We start from the raw sequence: 10,710 nt of genomic DNA on the forward strand, positions 1-10,710 counted from the left end.
TGACTGAAGAGGCCGTCTAAATTTTAATCATTACTATGGCGATTTTTGTTAATAGGGATAACATCAACTTTGTATTATTTCAAAAAAGTGACATGGCAATGAATTTTCATATAGAAAAATAATAGATAGATACAGTATGCTACATCCGATAGCACTTTTTAATAAGATGAGAGTCAACTCAAGCTATCGACATTTTTATTATCTCATTATTAACTATTAGGTTACTCACTTTATGAAACCAGGCCGTACAGGAATAAGTCGTTTATTTTACGCTACAGGTTATTCAATGAAAGGCCTTCAGGCTGCATGGAAAAATGAAGCCGCCTTTAGGCAAGAAATCGTCGCTTCTATCATTCTAATTGCGATCACTTTTTTCTTGCCGGTCAATGAATTAGAACAGTTAATGATGATCGGTAGCTTAGTGCTGATTGTCATCGTTGAGCTTATGAATTCAGCCGTGGAAGCTGTAGTTGATCGCGTAGGTAGTGAGTGGCATGAGCTCAGTGGCCGTGCGAAGGATATAGGATCAGCTGCGGTTTTGATTGCACTACTTTTTGCTGCATTTACATGGATTTTTATTTTGGTACGCTAAATGAAGTGATCGTTTGAAAATTATTCGTTTTCTTACGTCGGTATTAGTTTTCTCCTAGCGCTATGTTTTGCCACCGCCGTTAACTTGCTTGTTTATTCTGTAGTCGCAGAGTAAATGCTGTTCAAAAAAAGCGCCCCAACCGGAGCGCTTCAACTTCAATATTCGATTATTCCCAATCAAGGATAACTTTGCCAGAAAGCCCGCTGCGCATAGCATCGAAGCCCGTTTGGAAGTCATCAATTTTGTAATGGTGAGTGATGATAGGCGTTAAATCGAGGCCAGATTGAATGAGGCTCGCCATCTTATACCAAGTTTCAAACATTTCACGGCCATAGATACCTTTGATCACCAAACCTTTGAAGATCACTTGGTTCCAATCGATCGCCATATCTGAAGGTGGGATACCTAATAAAGCAATACGACCACCGTGATTCATGGTTTTCAGCATAGAACTAAAGGCACTCGGTACGCCTGACATTTCAAGGCCGACGTCAAAACCTTCCGTCATGCCAAGTTCACTCATGACCTCTTCTAACTTTTGTTCCGCAACATTCACGGCGCGTGTCACGCCCATTTTGCGCGCAAGTTCAAGGCGATATTCGTTGACATCGGTGATCACCACATGGCGCGCACCAACGTGTTTCGCCACTGCGGCCGCCATGATACCGATTGGACCAGCACCAGTGATCAGCACATCTTCGCCGACTAAATCAAATGACAATGCGGTATGTACCGCGTTACCAAATGGGTCAAAAATCGAGGCTAGATCATCGGAAATACCATCTGGGATCTTGAAAGCATTAAACGCAGGGATAACTAAGTATTCAGAAAATGCACCAGTGCGGTTCACACCAACACCCACAGTATTACGACATAAGTGAGTACGACCACCGCGGCAATTTCGACAATGGCCGCAAGTAATATGACCTTCGCCAGACACGCGATCACCTAATTCAAAACCGCGAACTTCTTGACCAATGCCAACCACTTCACCGACGTATTCATGGCCAACCACCATTGGCACTGGGATGGTTTTTTGTGACCACTCATCCCAGTTATAGATGTGAACATCGGTGCCACAAATTGCGGTTTTCTTAATTTTAATCAGCAGATCGTTGTGACCAAGCTCAGGCATTGGCACTTCGGTCATCCAAATACCTTGCTCTGGTTTAAGTTTGGATAATGCTTTAATTTTCATCTAATGAGCCCCATTTCTTGGCCAACAGCAATAAACGCATCAATGGCGTGGTCGAGTTGCTCGCGGCTATGCGCGGCTGACATTTGTGTTCTAATACGAGCTTGGCCTTTTGGCACGACAGGGAACGAGAAACCAACAACATAAATGCCCTTAGCTAGTGCTCGTTCTGCAAACTCTGCTGCAACGATAGCATCGCCGAGCATAATCGGGATGATGGCGTGATCCGCGCCACCCATAGTGAACCCCGCGCCTTCCATACGAGTACGGAAATGCGCGGCGTTATCCCAAAGTTGGTCGCGAAGCGCGGCGCTTTCTGCCAGTAAATCCAGCACGCGAATCGATGCTGCAACAATCGCTGGCGCAACCGAATTAGAGAATAAATAAGGACGTGAACGTTGACGAAGCCAATCAATTACCTCTTTTTTACCGGAAGTGTAGCCACCTGAGGCACCACCCATCGCTTTACCAAGGGTACCGGTGATGATATCAATACGGTCAATCACATCATGGTATTCATGCGTACCACGGCCATTTGTACCCATAAATCCAACCGCGTGTGAATCATCCACCATGACGAGCGCGTTGTATTGATCCGCTAAATCACAAATCGCAGGCAAGTTTGCGACTACGCCATCCATTGAGAATACACCATCCGTTACGATGAGCTTATTACGAGCGCCCGCCGCATCGGCTGCGATCAACTGCTGTTCCAATTCTTGCATGTTATTGTTGGAGTAACGAAAACGCATCGCTTTACATAAACGCACACCATCAATGATTGAGGCATGGTTCAACGCGTCAGAGATAATCGCGTCTTCTTTATCTAAAATAGTTTCAAATAAACCGGTGTTTGCATCAAAACATGAGGTGTAAAGAATCGTATCTTCTTTACCTAAGAATTGAGAGAGCTTCTGTTCCAGTTGCTTATGGATATCTTGCGTACCACAGATGAAACGTACCGAAGCCATACCAAAGCCGTGACTGTCCATGCCTTGCTTCGCCGCTTCAACCAGCGCAGGGTGATTGGCCAAACCAAGGTAGTTGTTGGCACAGAAGTTCAACACTTCTTCACCAGTAGAAATTTCGACCGCCGCTTGTTGCTGCGAGGTAATCACACGTTCAGATTTATACAGACCTTCCGCTTTGATTTCCTCAAGCTGGTTTTGGATCTGTTGATAAAATGCAGAAGACATTGCTACGTCCTTATTTTTATATAGCGCAATAGCTATGGTGTAGGGCAGCCTAAACGAAAATAGACCCTTCATTTACACTGTAAAATCGCTTAATGGTATTTTAGTTGATCCCATTTACGACTATTATCCCATGACATGGAAAACCATTCGTGAACTTCAGGCACAAATACAATTATGATCACGCATCGTCTTATCGCCCTGCTGCCTGATTTAGCGGCTTTCATTCTCGTCGTCAATGAAGGTAGCTTTACGGCAGCCGCTCAAAAGCTGGGGGTAACACCTTCGGCATTAAGTAAATTGATTACCCGTTTAGAACAAGCGCTATCAGTGAAGTTATTTGAGCGAACCACGCGCCAGCTCTTAATCACTCAGGCAGGAAAGCGCGTTTATGATCAAAGTTTGTTGATGGTCAACGCTGCGCAGCAAGCGGTTGAGCTTTCCACCTCTGACCACACCGAACCTGCAGGTGCACTCACTGTTGCGGCACCTGAAGCATTTTTGAATTCAGTTCTGCAACCCCTTGTGCTTCCTTTTCTAACTCAATACCCTGAAATTCAACTTAAGCTGAGAGCTGCAGATGGTGCGATCGATTTATTCAAACACAATATTGATGTGGCGTTTAAACTGACTGATAAGCCAGATGAAAACTTGGTACTGCGTGAAATTGGCAAAACCCACTTAGTGTTGTGCGCCAGCCCAGAATATATAGCGGCCAGAGGCACGCCCACCCACCCTATCGAATTAACGGATCACGACTGCTTGTATCTTGCCGAAACCGAGCGTGACCATCTCTGGGATTTTCATAAAGAAGATGAGTTCCATACAGTGGCAGTCTCAGGCCGCTATGCAGTAAACCACTCACAAATGCGTTTGAACGGCGTGAAAAATGGCTTAGGTATCGGCATCTTCCATGATTTTGTCATTCAGCAAGCGCTCGTTGAAGGCAGCGTCGTCCGGCTATTAGCCGATTGGACGATCAAAAGTAATTACTACGGATCAATTGCCATGCAATATCCACAAACCAAGTACATGCCAGCAAGGCTGCGGGTGTTCATTGATTACGTCACTGAACATTTGGTCAGCAAACTCAATAAATAAAGGTTAATCATGCTAAAACGAATCCACCACGCGGCAATTATTTGTTCAGACTACGCACGTTCCAAAGCGTTTTATACTCAGATCTTAGGGCTGCCTGTTATTGCTGAAAATTACCGCGCCGCTCGCGATTCATACAAGCTGGATCTTGCTCTGCCCGATGGCGGACAAATTGAGCTGTTCTCATTTCCAAATACACCACCAAGACCAAGCTTCCCTGAAGCTCAAGGGCTACGACATTTAGCGTTTGTGGTGGACAGTGTCAGTGAAGTCAAAGCGTATTTAGAGGAAAAAGGCGTCATCGTCGAGCTCATCCGCGTTGATGAGTTCACTGGTCGCGAATACACATTTTTCGCCGACCCAGATGGTTTACCGTTAGAGCTTTATTCTGAATAGTGGAAGGAATCAAGGCTATTTTCTAACGCCAGTACAACAGATTAAATAATGGTGGCGCACGAGGAACTTGTTTTTCAAATCGTACACTTAGAGCCAAAAAAGTGTAGCTGTCTGAAACAAACAAGTTCAGTCGTGTCAGTAAAGGTGTCGTTGGAAGTGAATCTTGATGAAAGGTGGAGAAATGAGCAAAGGGACAGGGTTTCGTATGCTGTGTCTGTACTTTTCCCTCTTCAATTTGAACCAGCTCAAAACCATTAATGGTGCACAGTGTGGCCCAAACCCCCGCCGTATTGCCATGCGCGTTTATTACAGGCATAAGCGACACCAACACCCAACTGAGCGCGCTGGTGAGCAACATTATTCTGTTAAAACGGTTTAGGCGAATCATAGCAACACTCAATTTTTTCTTGTCGACACTATATAACGCAATGATAAAAATAACAGTGCGGCAGCGCTAAAAACTTAACAAATACCCTCAAGTTCGCTACAAATCGTTAGCTTAAAGACGACGTTTCAAGATGCATATCAATGTGACTCCATTCACGCTTTGTCTATCAATCCACCCAAACTAGGAAATATTCTTAACTCAGTTAGGCCATGCCCTCAAGTCAATCGCCAAGCCGATTTTTACAATCACTCTATGATGCAGCCAGACGGTTGCTAGCCATTCGACTCTGGTGTGAATTGACTGACAGCAGAGATTTCTTTGACGTGATTTTCTAAGGATTTCACATGCTAAAACTTTTGCAACAGGTTCGGCTACCGACCCTCGATCTCCCCGCAGCAGAACGCCGTAAAATGTGGTTCAAACCATTTTTACAATCATACCTTGTGGTGTTTATTGGCTACATGGCGATGTATTTAGTGCGCAAAAACTTCAACGTTGCACAAAACGATATGATTTCAACCTACGGCTTGTCGATGACACAGCTAGGGCTGATTGGTCTTGGTTTCTCCATCACTTACGGGATTGGTAAGACAGTGGTCTCTTACTACGCCGATGGCAAGAACACGAAACAGTTCCTACCTTTTATGCTGATCCTTTCTGGTATTGCAATGCTTGGATTTAGCATGAGCATGGGCGGTTCAAGCGTCAGCATTTTCCTAATGGTTGCTTTTTATGCGCTAAGCGGTTTTTTCCAAAGTACTGGTGGGCCATCAAGCTACTCCACTATCACCAAATGGACGCCCAAAAATAAACGCGGCACCTACTTGGGTTTATGGAATATGTCGCACAATGTCGGCGGCGCAGGTGCGGCAGGCGTAGCACTGTTTGGTGCAAACTATCTCTTTAATGGTCATGTTGTGGGCATGTTTGTGTTCCCATCAATCATCGCATTAGTGGTGGGTTTCATTGGTTTGCGTTACGGTAGTGACTCTCCTGAAGCATACGGTTTAGGTACGGTCGAAGAGTTGTTTGATGAAGCGGTCAGCGAGGAAGATATTGCCGCGGAAGAAAACCAAATGACCAAACGTGAGATCTTTGTTGAATACATTTTGAAAAACAAAGTGATTTGGTTACTCTGCTTTGCCAACATCTTCCTCTACATCGTGCGTATCGGCATCGACCAGTGGTCTACTGTGTATGCCTATCAAGAACTTGGTTTGTCAAAAGAAGCGGCCATTTCAGGCTTCACTCTCTTTGAAGTTGGCGCATTAGTCGGCACTTTAATGTGGGGTTATCTGTCCGATCTTGCTAATGGCCGCCGAGCTTTGGTCGCCTGTGTCTCTCTGGGACTCATCATTGTTGCGCTCGAATTCTATCAGCACGCCACCAGCGAGTTTATGTATCTCGCGTCACTGTTTGTGCTAGGTTTCCTTGTTTTTGGCCCACAATTACTGATTGGTGTTGCTGCGGTTGGCTTTGTGCCGAAAAAAGCGATCAGTGTCGCCGATGGCGTTAAAGGCACCTTTGCTTACTTAATTGGTGATAGTTTTGCCAAACTTGGCCTAGGTATGATCGCCGACGGTACACCGATTTTTGGCCTCACCGGCTGGAAGGGCACCTTTGCTGCGCTCGACACTTCAGCGATGATCTGTATCGTGCTGCTAATTTTTGTCGCTATCGCAGAAGAGCGTAAGATCCGCCATGAGAAAAGGCTAAAGCTGGCCGCAGCTGCCGCTTAGCTCCCAGCAAAATCAAACGCGATATTCTCTTTTATGAGTGTGTCGCGTTTTATTGTGCCACCCCTTCCTTTTTGACGCGCTAGACTCCTCTACAATGGCATCCATAGCAAAGGGATATATTGCTTGTTTAATTGTCTCTGTGGCGTTAGTTTAAGCTCCCTTTTTACTCAGGCAATATAAACAGCGGGGATTGTGATGATCAAAGTAGCACTAGTGGATGACCATATCGTGGTACGTTCAGGCTTTGCCCAACTCATGAACCTTGAAGACGATATCCAAGTGGTCGGCCAATTTAGCTCGGCAGCCGAAGCGCGCGCAGGGCTTCCCGGCACGGGGGCAAACGTCTGTATTCTTGATATTTCAATGCCTGATGAAAGCGGGCTGTCGCTGCTTCAAGATCTACCCTCTGGGATAGCGTGCATTATGCTGAGCGTTCACGATTCCGCGGCCATGGTCGAAAAAGCCTTGGAGGCTGGAGCAAGAGGCTACTTAAGCAAACGATGTAGCCCAGATGAACTTATCCAAGCCGTACGAACCAGCGCCCACGGTGGTTGCTACTTAACACCCGATATTGCGCTTAAACTCACCTCCCCCAAGCGCGAGGCAAAGCTATTGGCACAGTTGACCAAACGTGAACGGCAAATCAGTGAAATGCTGGCTGCCGGGCTGGATGTGAAAGCGGTCGCCAATGAGCTTGGACTTAGCCACAAAACCATTCATGTCCATCGCGCCAATGCAATGGATAAGTTAGGTGTGAGCAATAACGTGGCCTTAGCGAAATATTTTTCTGACTCATTCTAATGCCACGCTATTTTATTACGTCACTCTGCGCTTGGTTTCTGCTCTCTTGCAGTTGGTTTTGCTTGTGGGTTATCGCCTACTATTTTGTCAACGATCCGGAACTGGCGATCTTCTTCTTTCCTTTTGCTCTGCGTTTAGGCACTGCGCTGCACAGTCCACAACGTTACTGGCCCGCGATTTATGGTGCAGAATGGTGGCTGACGATTGCGCTCGCCATGCTAATGGAACAACCTCAATGGCTGACAGTACTCGCCGCCAGTATCGCAACGCTGCCCTTAAACCTGCTCGCCCAACGCTACTACCACGGAAGTCAGTGGCGTCGCTTTATTGTGATGGGCGGGTTGATCCTCGCCAGCGCTATCATTAATACGCTGGCCACCACCTACCACGGCCATACCGCGTCAATGGTGATGTTAGTCAGCATCACAGCTGGCTTAATGATTGTGCCAAGCTGCTATTTGATATGGAATTATCTTTTCCAAAGCACTTGGGTTCCACTGACGGCGAACTTAGTCTCTCGTCATATCGAATTTCGCACGCGTCACGTCTTACTCTACTCTTTACTATTTATTTTAAGCATTGCGCTGCAAATTGGTTTACCTGATGAACTTCGGCGTTTTGCGCCATTTTGTTTAGCCATCCCGATCATTTTGCTCGCTTTTCGCTACGGCTGGCAAGGTGCATTGCTCGGTACGCTGCTCAATAGCATTGCATTGATCGCGGCTCGTAGTGGTGTCTCTAATATGGAAATCACTGATCTCCTGCTCTCTCTTTCAGCACAAAGTTTAACCGGCATTTTGCTGGGAATGGGTGTGCAGCGACAAAGAGATCTCAACACCAAGCTGCGCCAACAGCTTGATCGTAACCAAAATTTGTCCCGCCAATTAGTCAAAGCTGAAGAATCTGTTCGGCGCGATATTGCTCGCGAGCTGCACGATGAGATCGGTCAAAACATTACCGCTATCCGTACTCAAGCCAGCATTATTCAACGCGTCGAATCTCAGCCCGTCACCAGCAATTGTGCTAAAACCATTGAATCTCTCTCTTTAAATGTTTACGACACAACTAAAAGTTTGCTAACCCGTTTACGCCCTAAAACCTTAGATGATTTAGGCCTAGTCGAAGCACTGGATCAACTGCTGCGTGACCTTGAATTTGAGACGCACGGCATTCAAACCCAAGTGGTTTGGACGGGGAATTCAACCGCTCAACTGCAAAAGCTAAGTGATGCCACCAAAGTGACCCTTTATCGATTGTGCCAAGAGGCGCTCAATAACGCCTTAAAATACGCGGAAGCTAGCCACATTGTGATTGAGTTTTCGTTGGCAAGTGATGTCACACTGTGCATTCACGATGATGGCATCGGTTTCAAAGCACAAGCGCAGCTGAACGGCTTTGGGTTACGGGGGATGCGTGAGCGAGTCGAGGCATTGGGTGGTCACTTTCAGATTATTAGCCACTGTCAGTCTACAACAGCCAACCACGATCTAGGCGAGAATGGCACTCAGCTTACCGTCACACTGCCCCACTTATAATCGTGGAATATAAAGCACTATGATAAATTTTCTACGCTCTAAACCACCGCAACCGCTTCTTGCATCAGCGCAGGAGGTTAACCAGCAGTACCGTTATTGGCGCTTTCACATCATGATGGCGATGTATGTCGGTTATGCGCTTTTCTACTTCACGCGTAAAAGTTTGAATTACGCCATGCCCGCGATGATTGCTGACCTCGGTTTAGATAAGAGTGATATTGGCATCATGGGCACGTTGTTTTACATCACCTATGGTATCTCAAAATTTCTGTCCGGGATTTTGTCGGACCGCTCCAACCCGCGCTATTTTATGGGCCTAGGGTTAATGGCCACGGGTTTTATCAATATTCTGTTTGGCTTTTCAAGCTCAATCAGTATGTTCATCTTACTCTGGGTGCTCAATGCTTGGTTCCAAGGTTGGGGATGGCCTTCTTGCTCTAAACTCCTGACAACTTGGTATTCGCGCTCTGAACGTGGTTTTTGGTGGGCGTTATGGAATACCGCTCATAACGTGGGGGGCGCGTTGATCCCATTACTGGTTGGCTTTCTCACTTTCCATTTTAGTTGGCGCGAAGGTTTTATTGTACCGGGCTGTTTAGCCGTTATTGGTGGGGTTTTCTTATGTTGGCGATTGCGTGATAAACCAATGACCCAAGGTTTACCCAGCGTTGGTCAATGGCGTAATGACGCCCTTGAACTGGCGCAAGAAAATGAAGGCCTCGGTCTTAGTACCAAACAGATTTTGCACAAATATGTATTAGGAAATAAGTACATTTGGTTACTCGCCTTGAGCTATGTACTGGTCTACATAGTGCGTACTGCCATCAATGATTGGGGAAATATCTACCTTACCGAGCAACAAGGCTATGATTTGATCACGGCTAATGGCGCACTTTCGCTGTTTGAAGTCGGTGGATTTATTGGATCGTTAGTCGCAGGCTGGGGTTCAGACAAACTGTTTGGCGGCAACCGTGGGCCAATGAACCTGATTTTTTCAATGGGCATTTTTCTTTCGGTGGCAGCGCTGTGGCTGATGCCGTTAACGGGGTTTGTATTCCAAGCCGCTGGCTTTTTTACGATTGGCTTTTTTGTCTTTGGCCCACAAATGTTAATTGGTATGGCCGCCGCGGAGTGTTCTCACAAAGATTCGGCTGGCGCAGCAACTGGGTTTGTGGGGTTATTTGCGTATATGGGCGCAGCGCTCGCCGGTTACCCGTTAGCCATTATTGTCGAGCAATTCGAATGGCGAGGTTTTTTTGTCACCATTTCTGTTTGCGCCGCTGTGATCGGCTTACTACTGCTGCCTTTCTTACAAGCTCAGTTTTCAGGCAGCGACCACCCCACGAACCATTGAACGTTATAACCAATCCAACGTTATCGTGAGGGGGCCACAAAGCTGATTAACCAAATAAGCGCTTCCAGATACTTGGGTTACGCTGCTCGTGGTATTCAACACGCAGTTCGTCTACCGTCCGCAGCGTTTGTTGAGCTTGCTCTAAATTTCCTTGCTCAAGATCCACTTCGATTTTGTCTAATGCCACTGAAAGCTTATTAAACCCTTCTAAATAGAGATCTTGCTTCTCCGGTGGATAATTTCCTCGTTTTGACTCTTCAACCAACTGACTTAATCTCTCAATGGGTGCTTGCATTGTTTCAACGCTGGTCGCTTCTGCCGCTTGTTTAAATTCAAGCTTCATTTGTTTCATGTTCTGTTTTAAGTCAACATTAGCCGCCGACACGCTAGCCGCAAATAATGCGCAAGCTGTTAATATC

11 protein-coding genes are annotated in these 10,710 nt (G+C 46.3%); 7 read left to right on the forward strand and 4 right to left on the reverse strand.

Translation table 11 applies throughout. The features are described from left to right. The first annotated feature begins 232 nt into the window (after window positions 1-232). A complete protein-coding gene (locus B9J87_RS03480; RefSeq protein ID WP_013868010.1) occupies window positions 233-592 on the forward strand; it encodes a diacylglycerol kinase in 360 nt (119 codons plus the stop codon). Window positions 593-758: 166 nt separating this feature from the next. Here B9J87_RS03480 and tdh read toward each other — a convergent pair whose 3' ends face one another. Beyond that, a complete protein-coding gene (tdh, locus tag B9J87_RS03485; RefSeq protein ID WP_088733474.1) occupies window positions 759-1,790 on the reverse strand; it encodes an L-threonine 3-dehydrogenase in 1,032 nt (343 codons plus the stop codon). Further along, complete coding sequence (locus B9J87_RS03490) at window positions 1,787-2,983, reverse strand: glycine C-acetyltransferase (protein WP_017046049.1); 1,197 nt, start codon at window positions 2,981-2,983, stop codon at window positions 1,787-1,789. Before B9J87_RS03490 ends, tdh begins: the two co-directional genes overlap by 4 nt. 174 nt (window positions 2,984-3,157) lie before the next feature. On the opposite strand from B9J87_RS03490, the gene B9J87_RS03495 reads away from it, so the two are divergent. Further along, entirely contained in the window at window positions 3,158-4,081 is a 924-nt protein-coding gene (locus tag B9J87_RS03495) for a LysR family transcriptional regulator (protein WP_094149356.1), read from the forward strand. Between the two features lie 9 nt (window positions 4,082-4,090). Further along, window positions 4,091-4,474, forward strand: a complete 384-nt coding sequence (gene gloA2, locus B9J87_RS03500; protein ID WP_094149357.1) for an SMU1112c/YaeR family gloxylase I-like metalloprotein — start codon at window positions 4,091-4,093, stop codon at window positions 4,472-4,474. Between the two features lie 22 nt (window positions 4,475-4,496). On the opposite strand, the gene B9J87_RS03505 is transcribed toward gloA2, so the two are convergent. Continuing rightward, window positions 4,497-4,862: a hypothetical protein gene (locus tag B9J87_RS03505; RefSeq protein ID WP_026028259.1), complete on the reverse strand. Its 366-nt coding sequence runs from the start codon at window positions 4,860-4,862 to the stop codon at window positions 4,497-4,499. A 344-nt stretch (window positions 4,863-5,206) separates the two neighbouring features. Between B9J87_RS03505 and uhpT the strand changes: the two genes are divergently transcribed. The 4 genes from uhpT to B9J87_RS03525 all read left to right on the forward strand — a co-directional run bounded on the left by uhpT (window position 5,207) and on the right by B9J87_RS03525 (window position 10,291). Beyond that, window positions 5,207-6,601 carry a hexose-6-phosphate:phosphate antiporter gene (uhpT, locus tag B9J87_RS03510; RefSeq protein WP_013868016.1) on the forward strand — a complete coding sequence of 465 codons (1,395 nt, stop codon included), beginning with the start codon at window positions 5,207-5,209 and terminating at the stop codon, window positions 6,599-6,601. A gap of 195 nt (window positions 6,602-6,796) precedes the next feature. Beyond that, window positions 6,797-7,402: a transcriptional regulator UhpA gene (uhpA, locus tag B9J87_RS03515; protein ID WP_026028260.1), complete on the forward strand. Its 606-nt coding sequence runs from the start codon at window positions 6,797-6,799 to the stop codon at window positions 7,400-7,402. Next, window positions 7,402-8,937, forward strand: a complete 1,536-nt coding sequence (gene uhpB / locus B9J87_RS03520; protein ID WP_094149358.1) for a signal transduction histidine-protein kinase/phosphatase UhpB — start codon at window positions 7,402-7,404, stop codon at window positions 8,935-8,937. Before uhpA ends, uhpB begins: the two co-directional genes overlap by 1 nt. Before the next feature lie 19 nt (window positions 8,938-8,956). After that, window positions 8,957-10,291: an MFS transporter gene (locus B9J87_RS03525; protein WP_094125039.1), complete on the forward strand. Its 1,335-nt coding sequence runs from the start codon at window positions 8,957-8,959 to the stop codon at window positions 10,289-10,291. Between the two features lie 46 nt (window positions 10,292-10,337). Here B9J87_RS03525 and B9J87_RS03530 read toward each other — a convergent pair whose 3' ends face one another. Beyond that, a complete protein-coding gene (locus B9J87_RS03530; RefSeq protein ID WP_094149359.1) occupies window positions 10,338-10,709 on the reverse strand; it encodes a cytochrome b562 in 372 nt (123 codons plus the stop codon). Between the last annotated feature and the right edge of the window lies 1 nt (window position 10,710).

Origin of the sequence: Vibrio sp. V19_P1S1T109, assembly GCF_002241375.1 — a bacterium.
Lineage (GTDB): Bacteria > Pseudomonadota > Gammaproteobacteria > Enterobacterales > Vibrionaceae > Vibrio > Vibrio anguillarum.

Bases quoted from the DNA above. Each gene is read 5' to 3' on its own strand.
- B9J87_RS03480 (WP_013868010.1), top strand. From the start codon at position 233: ATGAAACCAGGCCGTACAGGAATAAGTCGTTTATTTTACGCTACAGGT.
- tdh (WP_088733474.1), bottom strand. From the start codon at position 1,790: ATGAAAATTAAAGCATTATCCAAACTTAAACCAGAGCAAGGTATTTGG.
- B9J87_RS03490 (WP_017046049.1), bottom strand. From the start codon at position 2,983: ATGTCTTCTGCATTTTATCAACAGATCCAAAACCAGCTTGAGGAAATC.
- B9J87_RS03495 (WP_094149356.1), top strand. From the start codon at position 3,158: ATGATCACGCATCGTCTTATCGCCCTGCTGCCTGATTTAGCGGCTTTC.
- gloA2 (WP_094149357.1), top strand. From the start codon at position 4,091: ATGCTAAAACGAATCCACCACGCGGCAATTATTTGTTCAGACTACGCA.
- B9J87_RS03505 (WP_026028259.1), bottom strand. From the start codon at position 4,862: ATGATTCGCCTAAACCGTTTTAACAGAATAATGTTGCTCACCAGCGCG.
- uhpT (WP_013868016.1), top strand. From the start codon at position 5,207: ATGCTAAAACTTTTGCAACAGGTTCGGCTACCGACCCTCGATCTCCCC.
- uhpA (WP_026028260.1), top strand. From the start codon at position 6,797: ATGATCAAAGTAGCACTAGTGGATGACCATATCGTGGTACGTTCAGGC.
- uhpB (WP_094149358.1), top strand. From the start codon at position 7,402: ATGCCACGCTATTTTATTACGTCACTCTGCGCTTGGTTTCTGCTCTCT.
- B9J87_RS03525 (WP_094125039.1), top strand. From the start codon at position 8,957: ATGATAAATTTTCTACGCTCTAAACCACCGCAACCGCTTCTTGCATCA.